This window comes from [Clostridium] saccharolyticum WM1, assembly GCF_000144625.1.
GTDB classification, from domain to species: Bacteria; Bacillota; Clostridia; order Lachnospirales; family Lachnospiraceae; genus Lacrimispora; species Lacrimispora saccharolytica.
Genome location: NC_014376.1, coordinates 241,881 through 263,441 on the forward strand (window position 1 = coordinate 241,881; position 21,561 = coordinate 263,441).

Annotated in this window: 21 protein-coding genes; 18 read left to right on the top strand and 3 right to left on the bottom strand. The window is 41.6% G+C overall.

Going from position 1 to position 21,561, the window contains the following annotated elements:
- The first annotated feature begins 25 nt into the window (after positions 1 to 25).
- Positions 26 to 940, top strand: coding sequence for a 4-hydroxy-tetrahydrodipicolinate synthase (gene dapA, locus CLOSA_RS01195; protein ID WP_013270962.1), 915 nt, complete (start codon positions 26 to 28; stop codon positions 938 to 940).
- Between the two features lie 78 nt (positions 941 to 1,018).
- Positions 1,019 to 3,034 (top strand): methyl-accepting chemotaxis protein, encoded by a 2,016-nt coding sequence (locus tag CLOSA_RS01200; protein ID WP_013270963.1) that lies wholly within the window; start codon positions 1,019 to 1,021, stop codon positions 3,032 to 3,034.
- Positions 3,035 to 3,105: 71 nt separating this feature from the next.
- On the opposite strand, the gene CLOSA_RS01205 is transcribed toward CLOSA_RS01200, so the two are convergent.
- A complete protein-coding gene (locus tag CLOSA_RS01205) occupies positions 3,106 to 3,348 on the bottom strand; it encodes an HPr family phosphocarrier protein (protein ID WP_013270964.1) in 243 nt (80 codons plus the stop codon).
- Between the two features lie 180 nt (positions 3,349 to 3,528).
- Between CLOSA_RS01205 and CLOSA_RS01210 the strand changes: the two genes are divergently transcribed.
- The 9 genes from CLOSA_RS01210 (at position 3,529) to rpsR (ending at position 9,585) form a co-directional block, all read left to right on the top strand.
- Positions 3,529 to 4,497: a helix-turn-helix domain-containing protein gene (locus tag CLOSA_RS01210; protein ID WP_013270965.1), complete on the top strand. Its 969-nt coding sequence runs from the start codon at positions 3,529 to 3,531 to the stop codon at positions 4,495 to 4,497.
- A 97-nt stretch (positions 4,498 to 4,594) separates the two neighbouring features.
- Positions 4,595 to 4,999, top strand: a complete 405-nt coding sequence (locus CLOSA_RS01215) for a hypothetical protein (protein WP_013270966.1) — start codon at positions 4,595 to 4,597, stop codon at positions 4,997 to 4,999.
- Positions 5,000 to 5,022: 23 nt separating this feature from the next.
- On the top strand, positions 5,023 to 5,949 hold the full coding sequence (locus CLOSA_RS01220) for a DUF2156 domain-containing protein (RefSeq protein ID WP_013270967.1): 927 nt from the start codon (positions 5,023 to 5,025) through the stop codon (positions 5,947 to 5,949).
- Positions 5,946 to 6,995, top strand: coding sequence for a GNAT family N-acetyltransferase (locus CLOSA_RS01225; protein WP_013270968.1), 1,050 nt, complete (start codon positions 5,946 to 5,948; stop codon positions 6,993 to 6,995). Before CLOSA_RS01220 ends, CLOSA_RS01225 begins: the two co-directional genes overlap by 4 nt.
- Positions 6,996 to 7,146: 151 nt before the next feature.
- Positions 7,147 to 8,136, top strand: coding sequence for an aldo/keto reductase (locus CLOSA_RS01230; protein ID WP_013270969.1), 990 nt, complete (start codon positions 7,147 to 7,149; stop codon positions 8,134 to 8,136).
- 49 nt (positions 8,137 to 8,185) lie between these two features.
- On the top strand, positions 8,186 to 8,383 hold the full coding sequence (locus CLOSA_RS01235; RefSeq protein WP_013270970.1) for a DUF951 domain-containing protein: 198 nt from the start codon (positions 8,186 to 8,188) through the stop codon (positions 8,381 to 8,383).
- A gap of 151 nt (positions 8,384 to 8,534) precedes the next feature.
- Positions 8,535 to 8,822 (top strand): 30S ribosomal protein S6, encoded by a 288-nt coding sequence (gene rpsF, locus CLOSA_RS01240; RefSeq protein ID WP_013270971.1) that lies wholly within the window; start codon positions 8,535 to 8,537, stop codon positions 8,820 to 8,822.
- A gap of 22 nt (positions 8,823 to 8,844) precedes the next feature.
- Positions 8,845 to 9,297: a single-stranded DNA-binding protein gene (locus tag CLOSA_RS01245; RefSeq protein WP_013270972.1), complete on the top strand. Its 453-nt coding sequence runs from the start codon at positions 8,845 to 8,847 to the stop codon at positions 9,295 to 9,297.
- Between the two features lie 21 nt (positions 9,298 to 9,318).
- Positions 9,319 to 9,585, top strand: coding sequence for a 30S ribosomal protein S18 (gene rpsR / locus CLOSA_RS01250; protein WP_013270973.1), 267 nt, complete (start codon positions 9,319 to 9,321; stop codon positions 9,583 to 9,585).
- Positions 9,586 to 9,894: 309 nt separating this feature from the next.
- Here the strand turns inward: rpsR and CLOSA_RS01255 are convergent, their stop codons facing one another.
- Entirely contained in the window at positions 9,895 to 11,964 is a 2,070-nt protein-coding gene (locus CLOSA_RS01255; protein WP_013270974.1) for a methyl-accepting chemotaxis protein, read from the bottom strand.
- Between the two features lie 440 nt (positions 11,965 to 12,404).
- Between CLOSA_RS01255 and CLOSA_RS01260 the strand changes: the two genes are divergently transcribed.
- Entirely contained in the window at positions 12,405 to 13,058 is a 654-nt protein-coding gene (locus CLOSA_RS01260) for a Crp/Fnr family transcriptional regulator (protein WP_013270975.1), read from the top strand.
- 149 nt (positions 13,059 to 13,207) lie between these two features.
- On the opposite strand, the gene CLOSA_RS01265 is transcribed toward CLOSA_RS01260, so the two are convergent.
- Positions 13,208 to 14,050, bottom strand: a complete 843-nt coding sequence (locus CLOSA_RS01265; protein WP_013270976.1) for a MerR family transcriptional regulator — start codon at positions 14,048 to 14,050, stop codon at positions 13,208 to 13,210.
- A gap of 202 nt (positions 14,051 to 14,252) precedes the next feature.
- On the opposite strand from CLOSA_RS01265, the gene CLOSA_RS01270 reads away from it, so the two are divergent.
- From CLOSA_RS01270 to CLOSA_RS01295, 6 genes are all read left to right on the top strand, one after another.
- On the top strand, positions 14,253 to 15,980 hold the full coding sequence (locus tag CLOSA_RS01270; protein WP_013270977.1) for an ABC transporter ATP-binding protein: 1,728 nt from the start codon (positions 14,253 to 14,255) through the stop codon (positions 15,978 to 15,980).
- Positions 15,977 to 17,731, top strand: coding sequence for an ABC transporter ATP-binding protein (locus CLOSA_RS01275; RefSeq protein WP_013270978.1), 1,755 nt, complete (start codon positions 15,977 to 15,979; stop codon positions 17,729 to 17,731). The genes CLOSA_RS01270 and CLOSA_RS01275 overlap by 4 nt, the downstream gene beginning before the upstream one ends.
- Before the next feature lie 192 nt (positions 17,732 to 17,923).
- Positions 17,924 to 18,700 carry a sugar phosphate isomerase/epimerase family protein gene (locus CLOSA_RS01280; RefSeq protein ID WP_013270979.1) on the top strand — a complete coding sequence of 259 codons (777 nt, stop codon included), beginning with the start codon at positions 17,924 to 17,926 and terminating at the stop codon, positions 18,698 to 18,700.
- Positions 18,701 to 18,891: 191 nt separating this feature from the next.
- The gene (locus tag CLOSA_RS01285; RefSeq protein WP_041708779.1) at positions 18,892 to 19,545 is read left to right on the top strand and encodes a response regulator transcription factor; all 654 of its coding nucleotides are present in this window, start codon (positions 18,892 to 18,894) and stop codon (positions 19,543 to 19,545) included.
- Positions 19,546 to 20,964 (top strand): sensor histidine kinase, encoded by a 1,419-nt coding sequence (locus CLOSA_RS01290; RefSeq protein WP_013270981.1) that lies wholly within the window; start codon positions 19,546 to 19,548, stop codon positions 20,962 to 20,964. It begins immediately after the preceding gene.
- Positions 20,948 to 21,496 (top strand): hypothetical protein, encoded by a 549-nt coding sequence (locus CLOSA_RS01295; RefSeq protein ID WP_013270982.1) that lies wholly within the window; start codon positions 20,948 to 20,950, stop codon positions 21,494 to 21,496. Before CLOSA_RS01290 ends, CLOSA_RS01295 begins: the two co-directional genes overlap by 17 nt.
- The last annotated feature ends 65 nt before the right edge of the window (positions 21,497 to 21,561 follow it).

The window sequence follows — 21,561 nt, forward strand, 5'->3', positions numbered from 1 at the left end:
CCTCTAATTTTGGGAATGAATGCCTATGAAAGATGCGATTTTTAAAGGCTCTGCGGTAGCCATCGTTACACCCATGGATAGCCATGGAAACCTGGATTTTATGGCAATGGAAAAATTACTGAAATTTCAGTTGGAAAACGGCACGGATGCCATTGTCGTCAATGGGACCACAGGAGAATCCGCCACTCTGGAAGAAAAGGAAAAACTGGAACTGATCGAATTTGTGGTACATTATGTAAATCACCGTGTTCCTGTCATCATGGGGACCGGCAGCAACTGTACGTCACACGCCGTCCGTCTGTCCCGAAAGGCCCAGTCCTTAGGGGCCTCTGCACTGCTGCAGGTAACCCCCTACTATAACAAGACCTCCCAGCATGGGTTGGTGGAACATTTTACGGCAGTGGCAGACAGTGTGGATATTCCCATCATTCTCTACAATGTCCCCACCCGCACCGGGGTGAACATTTATCCGGAAACCTATGCTAAGCTTTCGGAACATCCAAACATTAAGGCCGCTAAGGAGGCGGGGGGGAATCTCTCCCATATTGCCAAAGTCGCGGCACTTTGCGGTGACAGGCTTGACCTTTATTCGGGAAATGATGATCAGACAGTTCCCATTCTCGCTCTGGGAGGCAAGGGAGTGATCTCTGTTTTGGCCAATATCATGCCCTTTGAGATGCATATGATTTGCCAGTACTTTTTTGAAGGTGATATGGTAAAGAGCAGAAACATGCAGTTAGAGCTGATTGACATTATGAATGCCATGTTTATGGATGTGAATCCTGTGCCGGTGAAAGCGGCCCTCTCCCTCCTTGATCTGTGTGAAGAAAGCTACAGGCTCCCTCTGACCCCAATGCAGGATAAGGACAAAGAAATGTTAAAAAAGACTATGAAATTTTATTTCCCACATTTGCAGGAATACAGTGTTGAAATACCTTAAAAAATAAATTTTTTTGGTTGCAGACCAACCATCTCCATGCTATATTTAGTGTAACTAAACAAAGGAGGACGGAAGTATATGAAGCACAAAAGAAAAACACACATTTTTACAAAGTTGCTGTTCGGTATCTCCATTCCAGTGGTATTTATTTTTGTTCTGTCAGGAGTTTTCATCTCAACACAGGCAGGAAAGAGCATGCAGGCCCAGTCAATACAGACCTTGGACTCTGCTTCCCTTGCGGCTGCCAACCAGGTGAATTCATTCCTGACATTTTATTTAGCGGAAGTAAAGAGTGCGGCTGCCAGCAGCCAGATAGAAACTTATCTTACGAATGCCTCCGGGAAGGTAAGACTGCCCAACAGTGAAGGCTATCCGGAGGTAAAAAAGACCCTTGATAAGCTCCAGGCAACGGATCAGGAGAATATTCTTGCGGCATGGGTTGCGGATCTTGACGTAAGCCAGGTGACCCAGTCGGATAATTTTACATCAGAAGATGGCTGGGATATTTCTAAAAGACCCTGGTACCGGGCCATGGAGGTGGATCATCCCATTCTGACAGAGCCTTATGTGGATGCCAGCACAGGGCAGACCATTGTCAGCGCTGTCTGCGGAGTATTCAGTAACAAAACAGGGGAACCCTTAGGAGTGGTGGGAGTTGATATAAAATTATCCCAGTTGGTTACAGTATTAGGTAATTATAAGATCGGGGAGACCGGCTCTGTGATCCTGGCCACAGAAGGCGGGCAGATCGTGTACCATCCCAATAACGATCTGATCCAGAATACCGTTTCAGAGATCGATATTTCCCAGAATATCAAGGATGCATTCGCCGGACAGGCGGTTGGAAACTACGAATATATCATGGAAAAGGTGCCTTATTTCGGCTCCGTCAACCGGGTAGGTGATTCGGGCTGGCTTGTGCTGTCAAGCATCCACCAGTCAGAGGTGCTTTCATCCAAAAAAGCGGTGGTCAGTATTGTAACTACCATCTTTACCCTGGGCTCTTTTATTCTTTTCCTGGTTATTTTCATCATGGCCAAAGGAATATCAAGGCCTCTTAGAAAGCTGTCTGTTATTGCTGAACGGATCGCAGAGGGAGATCTTGATCTTCACGTGGATGTATCCGGCAATGATGAGATCGGTATGGTGGCATCATCTCTGGGAAATACAGTGAGCCAGTTAAAGAATTATGTGAATTACATAAATGAAATTGCTGCCGTACTAAACCAGATAGCGGAAAAAGATCTTGTTTTCCAGCTACAGTATGATTATAAAGGTGATTTTGAGAAAATCAAAAGATCCCTGCTGAAGATCAGAAGCACCCTTACTGCCACTATGGAAAGGATCACCGTGACCTCTGATCAGGTGGCTTACGGCGCTCAGAGCATTTCTGCCAGCTCTCAGGCTATGGCACAGGGCGCCACAGAGCAGGCCAGTTCCGTGGAAGAGCTTGCGGCAACCATTGGTGATATTTCCCATAAGATCCAGCAGAATGCAAAGGATTCTGCCGGAGCCAATGAACAGGCGGTCCTTGCGTCCAGGGAGCTGGGAACCTGCAACCGCCACATGAATGAGCTGGTTTCTGCTATGGCGGAGATCAATGAAAGTTCCGGGGAAATCGGAAAGATCATTAAGGCCATTGAGGACATTGCTTTCCAGACCAACATTCTGGCTTTAAATGCGGCGGTGGAAGCAGCCCGTGCGGGAGAGGCGGGAAAAGGATTTGCGGTCGTTGCCGATGAGGTGAGGAATCTGGCTTCCAAAAGTTCTGAAGCGGCTAAAAGCACCACCCATCTTATTGAAGGTTCCATTCGGGCTGTGGAAAATGGCTCCAGGCTTGCAGATGAAGCGGCTGAATCCCTGACCAATGCAGTGAACAGCACACGTACAGTTTCTGAAATGATAGAAAGAGTGACAGAGGCTTCGGTTCAGCAGTCTGAGGCGATCCGGCAGGTTTCCGTTGGGATCGATCAGATATCCGGTGTGGTTCAGACCAATTCCGCCACTGCGGAGGAAGGAGCGGCAGCCAGCGAAGAGCTTTCTGACCAGGCAGAGCTGTTAAAGGATTTGGTAAACGAGTTTAGATTACAATAACAGGTTAAATGAGAAAAGATGTCCGGTAAATCATGGTTTACCGGACATCTTTTAGATTTTGTATGTATTGGTTATGCCGTTTTTTGATCATGGAGAAAACTGGACAAGGAATCCAGGATCTCTTTATGGTCATTGTCATGAATGATTAGCTCCAGATCATTATCCGGGCAAATGGTCAGAATGCCGAGAAAGGATTTCGCATCAATAACAGCGCTTCCTTTGCATAAATCCATGTCGCAGTCATACTGGCTGACTGCCTTGACGAATGCAGTCACTTCGTCTATGCTGTTTAAACAGATGGGATATCTTTTCATATGTCTCACCTCATTGATAAAGATGGTTGTTGGAATGGATTTCCTAGCTGATTATATGATCTTCATATAAAATAAGCCATGTCTAAATTTGCATAAAAACCGTCTTTTCTTGCAAATAATGAAGAGATGGTGGTATAATGGACAGGGAAAAGTGCGGGAATCTGCCGTTTGGAGGAAAGCATGAAAGAGGAACTTCTGGAATATTTAAGACATGCATCGGAAGGAAAAAACGGTATCTGGAATGAAGCGGCGGCTGTCCTGTGTCACTGTGCAGAGAAACCGGGATGCAGAAGGGCTGACAAGGACAATGCAATGGGGCGGGGGAAGCTGATGGATATGTGCTGCCAGCCTCACAAGGTCCCGATTCCTGCTCATAGCCATGAATATGTGGAGCTGGTCTATATGTACAGCGGGTCTGCGGTTTATGTGATTAATGAAAACATGAGCCTGCGGCTGGAGGCCAATGACCTTTTGCTGTTAAGGCAGGGAACCATACATGCTGCAGAACCGGCAGACGGAGAGGACATTGCGGTCCATTTCTTTTTAATGCCGGAATTTTTTTTCCATCCGGAGCTGATGGCAGAGGATGGGAGCGTTCTCCGCCATTTTATTACCGGACCAGCCGCAGGAAGACATTCCGTAGCGGATTACCTTCATTTTCATTTACAGGACATGCTGCCGGCAAGGAACCTTTTGGAGAATATGATATGGTCCATGACCGGAGATAAAAAGGGCAGACAGGAAATTAATCAGGCCACCATGGGAATTCTGATTATGGAGCTGCTTCACAATGGAGATAAGGCAGAATTGCATGACCTGGCGCAATATGAGGAGAAAATCGCAATGACTGCATATCAGTACTTAGAGAACAACTATCCTTCCGCAACTCTGGAAGAATTTTCGGCTCTTTCCATGCAGCCGCCTTATTATATCAGCCGTTTGTTTAAACGGCATTTTCAATTAACGTTTACGGAGTGTTTGCAGCTTATTCGGATGATCCGGGCGGCAAATTTTCTTGCATCCACATCAAAGCCGGTGGAAGAGATCATTGCGGAGATCGGCTATGAAAACAGCAGCTATTTTCATCGGCTGTTTAAGGAACGGTATGGTATGACGCCTAAGCAGTACAGGGATAAATCAAAGGACTAATTCTGAAAAGATTATGAAATATTTCCCAGGAAGATTGACTTTCATCCCGCAGGTTATTATAGTTAAGGCAAAATGAAGAAGGGACGGCACACACGGGATGAATGGATTTAGGGAACGCTTTGCCCGTTTTATGATCGGAAGATACGGCATGGACAGGTTCGGGCAGTTTTTAAACGCAGCTGCGCTGGTATTTATTGCAGCGGGTTTTTTCTCCCGAAGCAGGCTTCTGGACACAGCAGGGCTGGTTCTCCTGATTTTGTGCTATTTCCGTATGTTTTCAAGGAATATCGGGAAGCGTTTCGAAGAAAATCAAAAATTTGAGCGCATCAGGTTTCGTTTCTCGGAAACAATCCGGAAGTGGCGTTTTAGGTTTCAGCAAAGCAGAGAATTTCATATTTATCAATGCCCAAGCTGCAGGCAGAAAATCAGGATTCCAAGGGGGAAAGGAAAAATCAGCATCCACTGCCCCAAATGCGGCAATGATTTTATTAAAAAAAGTTAGCATTAATATAGAAGGGAACGATTATGAATTTACAATTTAAGCCGGTCGAGGCAGAGGACATAAGTAAAATAGCTCCTTTTTATGCCTTACGGCCCAATAAGACATGTGACAGTGTATATTTAGACAGTTTTATCTGGAGAAATTATTACCATGTGAAATACGCCATCAGCGACGGGAAGGCATTGCAGTTTTTAATGGAAAAGGATGGAGAGCCTTTTTCTGCCATGCCAATGTGCAAGGAAGAAGACCTGCCTCACTATTTTCAGGAAATGGTGGAATATTTCAATCAGGTTTTAAAAAAGCCTTTTCGCATTTTCCTTGCGGATGAAGCAGCAGTTAAATATTTAAAGCTGGATCCGGAGAAATTTGAAGTACGGGAAGAAGAGGACTTAAAGGATTATCTTTATGATGGGGAAGCCATGAGAACGCTGGCTGGGAAAAAGCTTCATAAGAAAAAGAATCATTTAAACTCATTTATAAGGGAATATGAGGGGAGATATGAATACCGTACCCTTTGCTGTTCCGATAGGGATGATGTGCTGGGATTTCTGGATGAATGGTGGGAAAATAAGGTGGAAGCCGCAGAATTTGTCCGTCAGCTTGATTATGAGGTAATGGGAATTCACGATATATTAAAGAACTGCTCCGTGCTGAACGTGCGGATGGCAGGAGTTTTTATTGACGGCGCATTAAAGGCCTTTACCATCGGCACCTACAATCCCCTTGAAAACATGGCGGTCATTCATATTGAAAAGGCGGATCCCAATGTTAAGGGACTTTACCAGTTTATCAACCAGCAGTTTCTGATTCACGCTTTCCCGGAAAAACCGGTGCTTGTCAACCGGGAGGATGATGTGGGCATGGAAGGCCTGCGAAAGGCGAAGATGTCTTATTATCCCATTGATTTTGCAAGAAAATACGGAGTAGCTCAGAAGGACTTTTCACTATGATAAGGTACTTGAAGCAGGAAGAAAAAGGCGAGAGCCGGGCGCTGTGGGAAAAGGTTTTCGCAGAGGATTCCCAGAGTTTTATAGAATATTATTATTCGGACAGGGTACGGAAAAATAAGATTCTCACTGCCTGGAAGGAGGATCATGTGGTTGCCATGCTGCACCGCAATCCTTATGAGGTAGTGGTCAAAGACCGCTTGTGGAAGGCGGACTATATTGCGGGAGTTGCCACGGACCCGGATTACCGCCATCAGGGACTCATGAGGCGGCTTTTAAGCCGCTGTTTTTCCGATATGTATATGGAACGGATGGGCTTTTGCTTTTTGGTGCCTGCGGATCCGGCCATTTATTTTCCTTTTGATTTCACCTATATCTGCGACCTGCCGGAAGCGGACCTGAATGAAAAGGGACGCATGCATTTAAGCCGCCGGGCTTTTGTGGAGCGGTCAGATGAATGCCGGGAGGCTGCCAGATTTGTTGGAAAACAGTTGGAAAAAAGGTATGAGGTCTATACGCTCAGAGATGAGGAGTATTATCAGAACTTAAGCAGGGAAGTCAGAAGTGACAGAGGGGATTTAATTCTTCTTTTCACCCGGGATGAAAGGGAAAGACTGGCTGGAGTATGGGCTTATTACGGTGAAACGGCGGCAAACCAGAGAGAGCTGATTTGCCTGCCTGATTTTGTAAAGGAAACAGGCCCCTTAAAGCCGGCTGTCATGGGCAGGATCATTCACCTGGAACAGTTCGTTTCCGTGATACGCTTAAAGGAAGAATGCCCGGTCAGTGAGATGGAATTGCTCATTGAGGTAAAGGATGATTTTATCCGCCCAAATGACGGAGTGTTCCGGTGGCGGCTGGGGCAGGAAGGCTCCTCTCTGGTACCTGTAAGGGCTGGGGAGAAGATCAGGCCTCATTTATCCCTGGGGATCAGTGAAATGACTTCCTGGCTTTTTGGATACGGGATTCCAACCGTGCCAGAGGACAGACGGTCCATGGTGGAACGGATCCGGCCTTTAAAAGGAGTGTTCTTTGATGAGATCACCTAGGAGCTTTCGCCGGATGGAAACACAGAAGCTTTGGCGGATTCGTTTGAATCCGCCTTATATTTTACCCGGGGTTTTCTTAACCTGATAAATCCCGGCTGGGGAAGCTATTGTCATGTTTCCATGATAAAAGAATGAATAGGAGAGAAAGGATATGTATCAGGCTGCAGAAAACAGATATAAGAAGATGGAATACAGGCGCTGCGGAAGGAGCGGAGTGCTGCTTCCCATGGTATCCCTTGGCTTATGGCAGAATTTTGGTCTGGAAAAGCCATTGCAGGAGCAGAGGGAGATTCTTTTAAAGGCATTTGATATGGGTATCACTCATTTTGACCTGGCAAACAATTACGGTTCCCCGGCAGTAGGGAAAGCAGAGGAAAATTTCGGAGAGATACTAAAAAGTGATCTGGGAAAATACCGGGATGAGCTGATGGTCTCTACCAAAGCCGGATTTGATATGTGGCCGGGACCTTATGGCAACTGGGGTTCCAGAAAATATTTAATGGCCAGCCTGAACCAAAGTTTAAAACGAATGGGGCTGGAATATGTGGATATCTTCTATCATCACCGGCCGGATCCGGAGACTCCCTTAGAGGAAACCATGGGGGCCCTGGCCGACATGGTTAGACAGGGGAAGGCTCTATATGTGGGAATCTCCAATTATGGAGATCAAGAGGCCAGGGAAGCGGTTCTCATGTTAAAACGTATGGGAGTTCCCTGCCTGATCGAACAGCCAAGATATAACCTGTTTGAGAGAGGGGCGGAAGAAGGGCTGTTTGATACACTCCTTGAAAACGGCGTGGGCTGCATCTGCTACAGCCCTCTGGCACAGGGAGCCCTGACCGACAAGTATTTAAAAGGCATTCCACAGGGCTCCAGAGCCGCAAGGCAGGGTACCACCGTAGGCGGCCGCTATTTATCAGAGGAAAAGCTGGATCAGATCAGGCAGTTAAATGAACTGGCTCTGGAGCGGGGACAGACACTGGCACGGATGGCTCTTTCCTGGGTGCTTCGGGAAAAGGCTGTAACTTCTGTTCTCATTGGTGCCAGCAGTGTAAAGCAGCTGGAGGACAGCACATCCTGTCTTGAGAATCTGAAATTTACACAAGAAGAATTGGAAAGAATAGATTCCATTTTAAAATAAGCAGAAAATAAGGATATTTTTTCATAGGCAGAAGGGGCTTGTAAATGATATGAATTATGAGGTTGGAGATATTGTAAAACTCAAAAAGCAGCATCCCTGCGGAAGCCAGGAGTGGGAAATCTTAAGAGTAGGAGCGGATTTTCGTTTAAAATGCATGGGCTGCGGCCATCAGGTCATGGTTTCAAGGAAGCTGGTGGAAAAGAACACCAGAGGATTAAAGGGGCATGACGGTCTGCCAAAGGCATAATATGACGAAAAACAAAGGAAAAAGTTCGGGAAAATGGGAAAAGGACTTGCTTTTATCAAATGTTTCCTGTATAATATTAATCCGTGACATATAGATTCCTTGCTCCTGAAACTGAAAGCAGGGGCCAGAGACCACAAGGAGGTAAAGAAGCATGAACAAATATGAGTTAGCCGTTGTTCTTAACGTAAAGCTCGAAGATGAAGAGAGAGCAGCAGCCATCGAAAAAGTTACAGGTTATATTACTCGTTTCGGCGGCACTGTAACCAACGTTGATGAATGGGGTAAGAAGAGATTAGCTTACGAGATTCAGAAAATGAAAGAAGGATTCTACTACTTCATCAAATTTGATGGCGATTCCACAACTCCCAACGAGTTGGAAGCACACGTTCGTATTATGGAACCTGTCATCAGATACTTATGCGTAAGACAAGAGGCATAATAGATAAAGAAAGCGTGATCGTATGAACAAAGTAATCCTTATGGGCAGATTAACCCGTGATCCAGAAGTAAGATATTCCCAGGGAGAGCGTGCTATGGCGGTTGCAAGGTATACCCTTGCGGTAGACCGCAGAAGCCGCAGGAATCAGGACGGTAATGAGCAGACAGCCGATTTTATCAATTGCGTTGCATTTGACAGAGCAGGAGAGTTTGCGGAGAAGTATTTCCGTCAGGGCATGAGAGTACTGATTTCCGGAAGGATCCAGACTGGAAGTTATACGAATAAAGACGGCATTAAGGTTTATACAACGGATATCGTTGTAGAAGATCAGGAATTCGCTGACAGCAAGGGCGGAGCAGCAGGAGAAGGCGGCGGTTATCAGCCAGTCTCCAGACCGGCACCTTCCAGTGCAATCGGTGATGGATTTATGAATATTCCGGATGGAGTCGAAGACGAAGGGCTTCCATTCAACTAAATCTAACAGGAGGTAGTACCAATGGCATATAACAAGAATGATAAAGCTGATGGCGCTAAGATCAGAAGAGGCGGCATGCGCAGAAGAAAAAAAGTATGCGTATTCTGCGGAGAGAAGAATGGCGTTATTGATTACAAAGATGTTAATAAATTAAAAAGATATGTGTCTGAAAGAGGAAAAATTCTTCCAAGACGTATTACAGGTAACTGCGCAAAACATCAGAGAGCGCTTACCGTTGCAATTAAGAGAGCAAGACATATCGCTCTGATGCCTTACACCATGGAATAAAGCGGTTTATTGCCGCTTGGGCCTGGTTTAAACAAGTTATAAATAAACATCAGAAGAATTGGATGCTTACAGGGAGACTCTGCATGAAAGTGCGGGGTCTTTTTTTACTCAAAATGATGCGAAGCCCAGCTGGAAAAATTTAAAAATCTAATGCCGTAATGTTTGAAGTCAGCATAGGAAAGTAAAAAAACAAATATTACAGTCTTGCTGCAGCTGCAAATACCATATTGGAATTTGCAGCTGTATTTATTTGAGCCATATACTTTATATCTCAGAAATAACAATAATTAAATCTTATTAATGTTTATTTTAATACTTTCCATCAGTAACGCTTACCATATTGTTATTAAGCAAAAAGGAATCATCAGAGTCCACATTATCATTCTTTGAATATAACAAATCATTGGTTTCAGTAAGGCTGAATTTAGAAATAAGCTCCTTTAGAACATTGGATTGACCAGATAGTTCTTCACTTGCTGCGGCACTTTCTTCCGCGGTAGCGGCGTTTGTCTGAACCACTGATGAAATTTGATCAATTCCCTGATTTATTTGAACTATTGCCATAGCTTGTTCTTGAGAAGTTTGTGCAATCTCGTCTATTAATGCAACTGCCTCCATTGTCACTTCTACGTTTTTCTCTAGAGAAGCTGCTGTATTGCTGGAAATTCGGGATCCATTTTCAACCGCTTTGATTGTTTCACCGATTAAAACAGTTGTATTCTTTGCTGCCTCAGCTGACTTCCCGGCAAGGTTTCTGACTTCATCTGCAACAACAGCAAAGCCCTTTCCGGCTGAACCTGCACGGGCGGCCTCAACTGCAGCGTTCAATGCGAGAATATTTGTTTGGAACGCAATGTCATCAATAATTTTAATGATCTTAGATATTTCAGATGATTTTAAGGTGATCTGATTCATTGCGGTTATCATATCCTTCATCTGGTCAATGCTGCCATGTAATTCCTTTTCTGCAAATCCTGATTTCTCATGTGCTGATTTTGCATTTTCAGCGCTTTTTCTAATTTGTTCAGTTAATTCTGCAAGTGAAGCGGATAATTCCTCAATAGAGCTGGCTTGTTCGGTTGCTCCCTGGGAGAGGGCTTGTGCACTGTTTGCAACTTGCTCTGCGCCACTATTCACTTGTTCTGCAGATTGATTGATTTGCAGTAATGTAGAATTTAAATTTTCAAGTAATGCCTGCATATTATCTTTAAGTTTTTTAAATTGGCCTGCATATTCCTTATGAAGCTCAATCCTTAAATTACCATGTGACATATCTTGTAAAGCATCGCATATTTCATCTATATATCCCTGATAATTTACCAGCTGCTTAATGGTAAGGTTAAACGCATCAGCAAGCTGGCCAACTTCGTCTTTGGACTTTATAGAGAGCATAACATCAAATTTGCCTTGAGCGATTTCCTGTGCTGCAGTAGTGACCGTTTTAATAGGCATAGATATACTGCTGCTGACAAAATACGTTATTAATGCACCTATGAGGATTGCCGCAATAGATATCAACGCAAGGGTTTTTACCAGCAAGTTAATACTGGATAAAATATCATTTTTTTCAACGCCGAATATGATAATCCAGGGAGTATCCTGAATTGGTGCGTAGCCTGCGATTTTAGTAACTTTGTGATATGTATATTCCCCGCTGCCAATTTCGCGAGAAGTCATTTTTTGGGTAAGCTCTCCCAGTTCTCGTAAAGATTCATCAGTTTTCATATTTTCGATGTCATTATCCTGAGCAAAAACCAAATCTGTATTTTTGTGACCCACTGTTACGCCTTGATTGTTAATCATATAAGCGTAGCCTGTTTGCTTATAACTTACGCTGCTTACAATTTCACTTAGTGTATTGCCATCCCTTCTTCCATAGATGACACCTACAAGCTCGCCCTGATCATAAACAGGTGCGGAAAAAATGGTAACAAGTTCACTGGTAGCACTGCTGATAATCAAGTCTGATACCGATGCCTGGCCACTTAGGGCAGTTTTAAAGTACTCGCGGGAAGCCACATTTGTGGTTTCATGTTTAGAGTTGAAAACGGTTGCGTTTCCTTCCTTATCAGCAAAGGCGAAAGCAAGATAACCAGATCGTTTGGCTTCTTCTTCAAAAAAGGCAACTTTTTCATCAAACGTCAGTTTTTCATCTAATAAAATAGGATTTTGGGCAAGAGAACTGATATATGCCAGTTGCCCGTCAATTCTTGCCTGTACATACCTTGCCTCTTGCTTTGCCATATCCATTAAATGGTCATGGGCATCCCGGACAAGTTGGTTGGTAATGGCAGTTGTTGTAAAGGTCCCTATGCCTATATTTAAGATAAGAATAATTGCTGTAAATATCAGTAAAAGCTTGTATTTAATTGATTTCATGGTCTTAACCTCCAGGTAATATTTTGTGATTTTAAATGTTTTGATTTTTAAATATTGAATAATGCAACTTATTAATTCTTTGGTGGCAGGTGTTTTTCCTTGCAAGGAATACTTTATTATTTTTCTTTTTCTACAAAGATTTCGGCAGAGCCTCTGCAGGCATGATCAAATGGCCTTATGCATTTCCTTTTTTAATTCTGACACAGTAACACCATATTCTTTAGCAATTTTTCTATGGATTTTTTTCATGTATGAAATCCCTCCTTTGATTAAAGCCTCATTGATCGATTTGTCATATTATAAAAGGCATAACATTTAACAAGTGGAAACCTCCTGTTTTGTGGTTTAATTGCTAATAACGAGACTTTACAGTTAATTAATTTTAGCATATAATTAGATAACCCACCGTGTCACATGCTACGATTTTGAGGCGAATTTTGATGAAATATGTAGATTTGATAAAAAATACTTTTATTGGATGTCAATTGACAGATGATGAAATAAGGATGGCTCGCAAGAATTCTGATTTGATAATTAAGCATTTCTATAAAGGGCAATTTTTACATTTGGAGGGTGAGAAATGTATTAACCTGGAAATTCTGCTGGTTGGCAGTATTGTTAGCATGCAAATTGATGAATATGGGACAGAATTAGTGATAAATACTTTTGAAAGCTATGAAATAATTGCCGGTAATATCCTGTTTGGAACTTTACCAAAGTATCCCTTGTCCTTTTTTTCTGAAACAGAAGGCACCTTATTGCAAGTTAATAAGTTGTTTTTGTTTGATCTTTTTATAAAAAGGCCCAAGGTACTTAAACAGTTTTTAATTCTTATTTCCGATCGTGCTATAAGTCTGGGCGGTAAAATCAGGCTTGCCAAGCGAAAGTCATTAAGGAATAATATTATGGAATATTTGTATTCACAAAGTTTATTTCAGGGTTCCTCTATCATTACTTTACCTATTTCAAAAACAGAGCTTGCTAATAGATTTGGAGTACAACGAACCTCTGTGTCAAGGGAATTTTCCAGAATGGAAAGGGATGGATTAATAAAATTAAATAATAAAGCGATTGAAATATTAAATAGACTATAAAGTGCTGCAATTTATCTTTCTTCTGGAGTCTTTTTTGCCATTTTATCAAAAGCAGGGTAACGGTACAAAAACTGTACGCAAGAGGTGAAATACAGCACCTATCAATTTGATAATATATTAAATGAGGGAGATAAGAAAACTAATTGAATCTAAGCATGGTTGAGATGGCCGTCCTCAATTTCAACCAATATTAAGGTAACATAATCCTCTCTGTTTTTTGTACCTATCTCAAATATCAAATATTCCTCATAGGCATTTTTCCCTAGTTTAATCTGCTGTTCATCTGCGTACTGCAGGATCTTTGTATATATTTCATCAATATTACGATAGCTCCCTTTATAGTAGACCTGCAGATACCAGCCCTCCTTTCGTACCAGAGTGTTGTTTTTTTTATCAGCGCTGTTAGCTTTCGTATACAAATAGGAAAAGCTGTCAAATTTTTTTTCACGAATATTATCAATGGTCAGTGATCCTCCCAGAAAATCAATCATACTTGCATTGCTGTCATTGCGGAATGCAATCAATTCTGTTAAAAAGCCTGCGTAAGAATCATCTTTCCCATTATCCAAATAGGTACTGCATAGAGCCTTCATGCTTTTATGATAAGCCGGCTGAATGCGATTAAACTCAACGGTTAAGGCTTTCTCTGTTAAATCTTTTAGAAAATCAATCCCTTTTTTCGTGTTTTTTAATTTTATAATTTCCTTTGCTACTTCCTTTGACTTTTGATCCAGTAAGCTTATTAAATTTGCGGGATTTCTTTCATCCATGTACTTCTTAATTTCTTTTAATGGCATTCCCAGCTTTTTAAGCGCAGAAATAATAGAAAAAGTATCGAACTGCCGGAAGGAGTAATAACGGTAGCCATTTTCTTTTGTAATCTCGGGCTGAAAAAGTTCAATCTGATCGTAATAAAATAATATATGCTTGGGGATTCCGCAGATTTTTGCAAATTCACCTGTTGTTAAGTACTCATTTTTGTTTTCAGACATAAAAATACCTCGGTTTCTATGCTGCATCCTGCCAATTTCATGCTTGCTGCATCTGTGTTTATGTATCATTTACTTCCGTGTGATGTTTTCTTCTTGACTATAAGACAACCTTATAGTTTATAATAGTCAAACAGCCTTTTCCTGTCAAGGATGATGGCTGAATTATTTATGTTTCTATATCGTTAAGCAAAGGAGTTATGTTATGAAATTAATGTTAAAATATTTAAAAAGATATCCCTTACTAATTCTGTTAAACATCATAGGGATCTTTAGTTTCGCAGCAGTACAGCTGGGAATTCCCACGGTCATGGCATGGATGATTGATAACGGAATAGGGAATGGTGATATCGCTTATATAAAAAGCATGGGAGGAATCATGCTGATGGTCTGTATCCTTGGAGGAGCAGGGACCATTTTATTAACCTATGCCTCATCAAGAATTTCAACTTATATGATTCGTGATATCAGGAATGATGTTTTTGTCCAGTCTCAGAACTTCTCCCATACAGAATACAATAAATTTGGGGTATCTTCTATGATTACACGAACAACGAATGATGCGTTTCAGTTAATGCTGTTCTCTAATCTGTTGTTCCGAACGGCACTTTTGGCGCCTGTAATGATTTTTATCAGTGTTTTTATGACCATCAGAACCAGTATGACTCTTTCTCTGGTAATCGGAGGAAGTCTCCCATTGATAGTAGCGGGCGTCATAATCATTGCCAAATTGACCAATCCACTTTCTGAGAAGCAGCAAAAGGGTATGGACCGGATGAATCGAATTTCAAGAGAGAGTTTAACTGGGGTCCGTGTGATCAGGGCCTTTCGGAAAAGTGAATATGAGGCAGAGCGTTTTGCAAGAACCAATGAAGACTATACGGCTGATTCCAGAAAACTATATAAGATCATGTCATTTACTCAGCCGGCCTTCTTCTTCTTATTGCACCTTGCAATGATGGCAGTGTTTTGGATTTCAAGTGTTATGATTGAGAAGGGCAGCTTGCAGGTTGGACAGTTCGTTGCTTTCTTAGAGTATCAGTTTCATGCAATGTTCTCAATTATGCTGTTTTCCATGGTATTTGTAATGTACCCCAGAGCCCGGGTATCAGCAAACCGCATACAGGAGTTATTCGATGAAGTCCCCTTGGTGAATAATCCTTCCCAGGGTATTACCGCCGAAAATAAAGGTATGGTAGAATTTGACCATGTTACGTTTCAGTATCCCGATGGGGAGCTCCCGGTGATAAAGGATATTTCCTTTATTGCGAACAAAGGAGAAACGGTAGCATTTATCGGAAGTACAGGGAGCGGAAAGAGTACATTAATCAATTTAATTCCAAGATTTTATGATGCAACAAGGGGTTCTATTAAAATTGACGGAGTGGACACACGTAATTATGACTTAAAGGAACTCCGCCAAAAGATTGGTTTTATTCCTCAAAAAGCATTTTTATTTAAAGGAACCATAGAGGAAAATATTAAATTCGGCAATCCTAATGCCACTCCGGAAGAAATCGATCATGCAGTTGAAACAGCACAGGCTAAGGACTTTATACAGAATAAGCCCAATAAATTACAGGAGCAAATCAGTGAAGGTGCAAAAAATATTTCGGGAGGTCAAAAGCAGAGGATTTCCATTGCCAGAGCATTGGTCAGAAGACCTGAAATCTATATTTTTGATGATAGCTTTTCTGCACTGGATTATAAAACAGATGCTGCTTTGCGTATTGCACTGAAGGAAGAAACGAGGGAATCTGTTGTATTCATAGTTGCACAAAGAATCAGTACAATCATGAATTCAGACAAAATAATAGTACTGAATGAGGGCGAAGTGGTTGGTATGGGAACTCATAAAGAGCTGTTAAAGTCATGCAATGTATATTATGAAATTGCAGATTCACAATTAACAAAGGAGGAACTGGAGCGATGAGAAAATTATATCCATATATAAAGCCATATTTAAAATATTTTATAGCGGCGGTTCTTCTGACCATAGGATACTCCGGCTTCTTATCCGCGGCACCAATGGTGGAAGGTTTCATCACAACCAGATTAAAAGATGATATTGCAGATATTGCAAACAACGTCCCCGGGGCTTCGATCAGTTTTTCCTATATCATTAAAATCTTAAAGCTCTTACTTATCATTTATATTGGAAATGTACTTAGCAATTTCGGTTCACAATACTTTTTAACAAACGGCATACAAAATACAATGCGTGATTTAAGAAACGATGTGCAGAAAAAGATTTCCAAGCTGCCAATCAGTTATTTTGACACACGTACCGTGGGAGACATTCTCAGTATCATCTCTAATGATATTGATACCATGTCAAATGCGCTGCAGCAAAGTTTATCAAGGATATTGAGTGCTTTCTTATCCATTTTATTGGCAGCAGTATTAATGTTTTATATTAATCCGGTTATGGGTGCTGTTGCAGTTATTCTGATTCCGGGAAGTGCTTTGATTATGAAAATCATCATGAAACGTTCTTCTGTTTTGTTTGATAAACAGCAGGTTGCACTTGGCGACTTAAATGGATACATTCAGGAAAGATATACCGGGTTAACGGAAATCAAACTATACGGAAAGCAGGAAGATTCCATTGAGCAGTTTAAGGAAATTAATAATAATCTATGCGAAAACGGCTTTATGGCACAGTTTATCTCCGGCCTGATGTCGCCGTTAATTTCATTCATCACTTATATTGGAATTGTAGCTGTCTGCATATTAGGTGCCGCCTTTGCAATTACAGGTTCTATAACGGTTGGACAGCTCCAGGCATTTATCCGGTATATGTGGCAGCTAAATGAGCCTCTGGAGCAGGCGGCACAATTATCGGCCTCCATTCAATCTGCCATAGCAGCATCAGGAAGAGTATTTGAATTTCTTTCAGAAACAGAAGAGGTTGCAGAAGCATCCGACCCGGTAAAAATAGAAAATTTAAAGGGTAATGTTACCTTTGAAGATGTATCGTTTGGTTACAGCAAAGATAAGATGCTGATAGAGCATTTGGATCTTACGGTGAAAAGCGGTCAGATGGTAGCAATTGTCGGTCCTACCGGTGCAGGAAAAACTACGCTGATCAACCTGTTAATGCGTTTTTATGACATCAATGAAGGGGAAATCAAGGTTGACGGGGTGAATATTCAGGATATGAAACGGGATGATCTTCGTTCAATTTTTGGCATGGTGCTTCAGGATACCTGGTTATTTAACGGAACCATTGCGGATAATATAAAATACGGGAAAGAGGATGCAGTCCGGCAGGAGATTGTAAATGCTGCAACGACTGCAAATGTCAATCACTTTATCAAAACACAGCCAGATGGATACAATATGATATTAAATGAAGAATCTTCAAACGTATCAGCAGGTGAAAAGCAGCTTTTAACAATAGCCAGAGCGTTCTTAGCAGACCCTGCAATTTTAATTCTTGATGAGGCGACAAGCTCCGTGGACACCAGACTTGAGTTAATGCTTCAGACAGCAATGAAAAATATTATGAAGGGCAGGACTAGCTTTGTAATTGCTCATCGCCTTTCGACCATTAGAAGTGCGGATTTAATCCTTGTTATGAAGAACGGTACGATTATTGAACAGGGAACCCATGATGAATTAATCGCAAGGAAAGGATTTTATGAAAAACTGTATATGAGTCAGTTCCAGAATCATGCCTGAAAATGTTATCTCACACATAGAGCAGCATGTTTATTAGATGATCCGTATGCTTGTTCAGACCGGGGAATATACATCTGGTAAATATAAACTAATTGATATATAATTATTAACAGCAGATTCCATAGGATACAAAGCTGGGGATAAGAACTTAGATTTCTATAAGCATGATGATAATAAGAAAGGCGGCGGCTTATGATTGCAATTTATGATTGGTTTGGCTATGAATTACCAATAAGGGAACGATATCAGTTAATAAAAAGAGTCGGATTTGAAGGTGTTTTATTATGGTGGAGTGAAGGCTTTGGCCGGAATTATTACCGCAATGCACCCATGATTGCAAGGGAGGCAGGTCTTTTTATAGAGAATATCCATGCGCCGGTGGAAAATCAAAACGACCTCTGGCTTGACAATCTGGACGGAGAGACATTAACGAATTGTTACTTGCAATGTGCAGCAGACTGCGCCGAATTTGAGATTCCTACCATGGTGGTACACCTGCCGGACGAAGATAATCCATACAATATTTTAGGTCTGAACAGAATCAATAGAATCGCTGAAAAAGCAGAACAGCTTGGTATCAATGTAGCGTTTGAAAACTTAAGAAACCTTACCAATCTGGCTTATGTGCTGGAGGAAGTGGATTCCCAGCGTTTGGGATTTTGCTATGATTGCGGACATCATTACCGCTACTATCCGGACCATGATTTTTTATCCAGTTACGGTTCCCGGCTGATGGCACTGCATCTGCATGATATTGGGGGGAGTTATGCCCAACACCAGTTACCATTTGACGGCCCAATTAATTGGTCTGCAGCCATGAAAAGAATTGCAGAAGCGGATTATTCAGGTGCAACTGCAATCGAAGCTATGAATTGGGATTATAAGCATTTGCCGGCAGAGGAATTTTTGCAGGAGGCGTTTAAACGGGCAAAAAGTCTGGAAGCTTTAAGAGTCAATGCCCGTGGATAGCGTCCATGTCCATGAATCCTTTGCAGTTGCTTTTACGGCAGGAAAAAGGAGCTGTTGATAAACACGGACTTCACATAAGTGTGAGGTCTTGTTTTTTTACAAGATTGATACATGTATATGTTAATTTATAAGGTAAGAGGTACAATATGGAATTGTGCCCAAAACAGGTAGTTTTGCAGAGAGGAATGAAAATGCATCATATTTTAATTATTGAAGATGAAAAACCTATTTCTGATTTCATCAAGCTAAGCTTGCGGGCTATGGGGTATGGGTGTGAACAGGCTTATGACGGAGAAGAAGCCGCAAATAAAATTTTAGAAAGAAGGGTTTCCCTGATTCTTCTGGATATTATGCTGCCCAAAGCCAATGGGTTTGAATTAATGGAATTTATTCGTCCCATGGAGATTCCGGTAATATTTCTGACTGCAAAAGGCAGTGTACAGGACAAAGTGAAAGGCTTTCGGCTGGGGGCGGATGATTACCTGACCAAACCATTTCAGATAGAGGAATTGCAAGTCCGAATTGAAAACGTCCTTCGGCGATACTACAAAACTGATGAAATTCTGACTTATCGGAATATTTCCGTAAATGTGTCCTCTCACAGAGTTACAAAGGGTGAAAAGGAGGTCACACTTACGGAAAAGGAATTTAAATTACTGGTGCTGTTTATCAGCAATAAGAATCTGGCACTGTTCAGGGAGCAGATCTATGAGAAGGTATGGGAAGGAGAATATACCGGGGACAGCAGGACCGTGGATATGCATATACAAAGACTGCGCAAAAAATTGGATTTATATGATCAGTTGGTATCTGTGTTTAAAATTGGATACCGTTTGGAGGAATAAATGAAGCTTTCCTGGAAAATATTTTCAAATACCTTTCTTGTGGTTTTATTTTCCTTAACTCTGGAAGGGGTTGTATTGCTGTCAATGACATTCCACAAAACATATTTACTGGAAGTTGAAAGAGAAAAGGAAAATATCGAGAATATTCATAGAGAATTGGTTACAGTACTTGCAAATGACAGCAGTACGTTGTATAAGGAACCCATGAAAAGCGTGGAAGAAGCTGTTGATGTTTTAAAAGATAATTGGAAAGAGGAATCTTACAGAATCAGTGATAAAAGCGGAAAGGTGATTTTTCAAAACGATGATGCAGAGTTTTCCGGTATAAAGGCTGACAGGCTGTCTCCTTATAGGATTGTATATGGCGTGGAAAAAAAAGGGGATGAATATTTTTTACAAATGACGGTTCTTGCAAAACTGCTGGATGAACCTGTTGTCCTTGAGACTCAAAGAGACTTGACACATATATTCGATGAGAAAGAAGAGCAGCAAAAAGTATTCATGATAACCGTAATTGCAGTAGGTATTTTAAGTGCTTTGATCAATGCGGTTAACGTTATAAAATTAACGAAGCCAATCCATAATCTGATTGATGCAGTGAAAAAAATCAGGTCAGGAGATTATACGGAGAGAGTGAAATATAAGGAAAAAGATGAGGTGGGCATTCTTGCATCTGATTTTAATCGTATGGCGGAGCAATTGGAAGAAAAAATCCGGTTGCTGAAGGAAACGGCAAAAAAGCAGGAGGAGCTGGCTGGAAGCCTGGCCCATGAGATCAGAACGCCCCTTACAGCCATGATAGGATATGCGGATCTGATAAAGAGAAGCAAAATGGAGGAAGAAGATTTCCTGTATGCGGTAGATTATATTATTTCTGAGGGAAAGAGGCTGGAGACACTTTCTAACAGGATGATGCAGCTTTTGATCCATAAGAACGCAATGCCCAGCGATACCGTCAGTACAGTTCAAAATTTATTGGATGACGCACTGGAAGCAATGAAACCGGTTTTTGTCAAAAGAAATATTACTGTAAAAAAGTCATCTACAGATTTTCCGGTAAGGGCAGATATGGAGCTTATGAAGAATGTATTATTAAATATATTGGACAATGGCGGAAAAGCGGCTGGCAGGAATGGTGAAATTACCATTGAAACTGGCTGCAAGGAAGGGAAAGTATGGATATCCATAAGGGATAACGGAATTGGCATGCCAAAAGAGGAACTATCGAAAATCCGGGAAGCCTTTTACCGGGTGGATAAATCCCGCTCCAGGGCAGAAGGAGGAGCAGGCTTGGGATTAGCGATCTGTTCTAATATTATGAAGATTCATAAGGGCGAGATGCTGTTTGAAAGCGAAGTCGGCAAAGGAACTACAGTAACATTGATATGGAAGGGAATTGTAGATGGACAGGAAGTTTAATTATGGATTATATATAACAAAGATCACTGTTTTTGCTTTTGGAATCCTGTTCTTTCCATATTTTTATTTTCAATATCAGGACCGGAAGCTGCTGAGTGAGATCAGTGAATTGGAAATGAATGTTTTTCACATGGACAGAGTAGAAACCAATTCTTTCACCCTGGAAGAAAAGTTGATGATGATAACGGAAAGCAATGCAGAACTGATGCATATTGAGCTTAAGACAGGAGACCGGTATAGCTTATATGAGGCACGCAGGCAGTGCTTCCGGGAACTGTGCAAGATACCTGTTTTAGAAGCCAGTATCTATGGTCCCATATTAAGTGAGATCAATATAACTCCTTACCTGTTCCTTGACTCAGAGACACCGTCAAGCTCTATGCTGATCTGGAAAGGCTTTCTTACAATAAAGGATATGAAGTACCAGGTGGCCTTGGAAGAAGAAAGCGGTAAGCTTCTGCTTATTCAGCCGGTTGGAAAAGAAGATGCTGCATTGAACATCCAGTGGAAAGAATATTTAAAGAAACCCTAGAGATTATACAAGTTTGTTACATTTGTTTGTGAAAATACAGTATAACATAAAAACAAATGGAGGAT

Coding starts and splice junctions, on each gene's coding strand:
- rpsR (WP_013270973.1), top strand. CDS start 9,319: ATGGCATATAACAAGAATGATAAAGCTGATGGCGCTAAGATCAGAAGA.
- dapA (WP_013270962.1), top strand. CDS start 26: ATGAAAGATGCGATTTTTAAAGGCTCTGCGGTAGCCATCGTTACACCC.
- CLOSA_RS01220 (WP_013270967.1), top strand. CDS start 5,023: ATGAATTTACAATTTAAGCCGGTCGAGGCAGAGGACATAAGTAAAATA.
- CLOSA_RS01265 (WP_013270976.1), bottom strand. CDS start 14,050: ATGTCTGAAAACAAAAATGAGTACTTAACAACAGGTGAATTTGCAAAA.
- CLOSA_RS01260 (WP_013270975.1), top strand. CDS start 12,405: ATGAAATATGTAGATTTGATAAAAAATACTTTTATTGGATGTCAATTG.
- CLOSA_RS01280 (WP_013270979.1), top strand. CDS start 17,924: ATGATTGCAATTTATGATTGGTTTGGCTATGAATTACCAATAAGGGAA.
- CLOSA_RS01200 (WP_013270963.1), top strand. CDS start 1,019: ATGAAGCACAAAAGAAAAACACACATTTTTACAAAGTTGCTGTTCGGT.
- CLOSA_RS01225 (WP_013270968.1), top strand. CDS start 5,946: ATGATAAGGTACTTGAAGCAGGAAGAAAAAGGCGAGAGCCGGGCGCTG.
- CLOSA_RS01275 (WP_013270978.1), top strand. CDS start 15,977: ATGAGAAAATTATATCCATATATAAAGCCATATTTAAAATATTTTATA.
- CLOSA_RS01285 (WP_041708779.1), top strand. CDS start 18,892: ATGCATCATATTTTAATTATTGAAGATGAAAAACCTATTTCTGATTTC.
- CLOSA_RS01290 (WP_013270981.1), top strand. CDS start 19,546: ATGAAGCTTTCCTGGAAAATATTTTCAAATACCTTTCTTGTGGTTTTA.
- CLOSA_RS01235 (WP_013270970.1), top strand. CDS start 8,186: ATGAATTATGAGGTTGGAGATATTGTAAAACTCAAAAAGCAGCATCCC.
- rpsF (WP_013270971.1), top strand. CDS start 8,535: ATGAACAAATATGAGTTAGCCGTTGTTCTTAACGTAAAGCTCGAAGAT.
- CLOSA_RS01245 (WP_013270972.1), top strand. CDS start 8,845: ATGAACAAAGTAATCCTTATGGGCAGATTAACCCGTGATCCAGAAGTA.
- CLOSA_RS01230 (WP_013270969.1), top strand. CDS start 7,147: ATGTATCAGGCTGCAGAAAACAGATATAAGAAGATGGAATACAGGCGC.
- CLOSA_RS01210 (WP_013270965.1), top strand. CDS start 3,529: ATGAAAGAGGAACTTCTGGAATATTTAAGACATGCATCGGAAGGAAAA.
- CLOSA_RS01255 (WP_013270974.1), bottom strand. CDS start 11,964: ATGAAATCAATTAAATACAAGCTTTTACTGATATTTACAGCAATTATT.
- CLOSA_RS01215 (WP_013270966.1), top strand. CDS start 4,595: ATGAATGGATTTAGGGAACGCTTTGCCCGTTTTATGATCGGAAGATAC.
- CLOSA_RS01205 (WP_013270964.1), bottom strand. CDS start 3,348: ATGAAAAGATATCCCATCTGTTTAAACAGCATAGACGAAGTGACTGCA.
- CLOSA_RS01270 (WP_013270977.1), top strand. CDS start 14,253: ATGAAATTAATGTTAAAATATTTAAAAAGATATCCCTTACTAATTCTG.
- CLOSA_RS01295 (WP_013270982.1), top strand. CDS start 20,948: ATGGACAGGAAGTTTAATTATGGATTATATATAACAAAGATCACTGTT.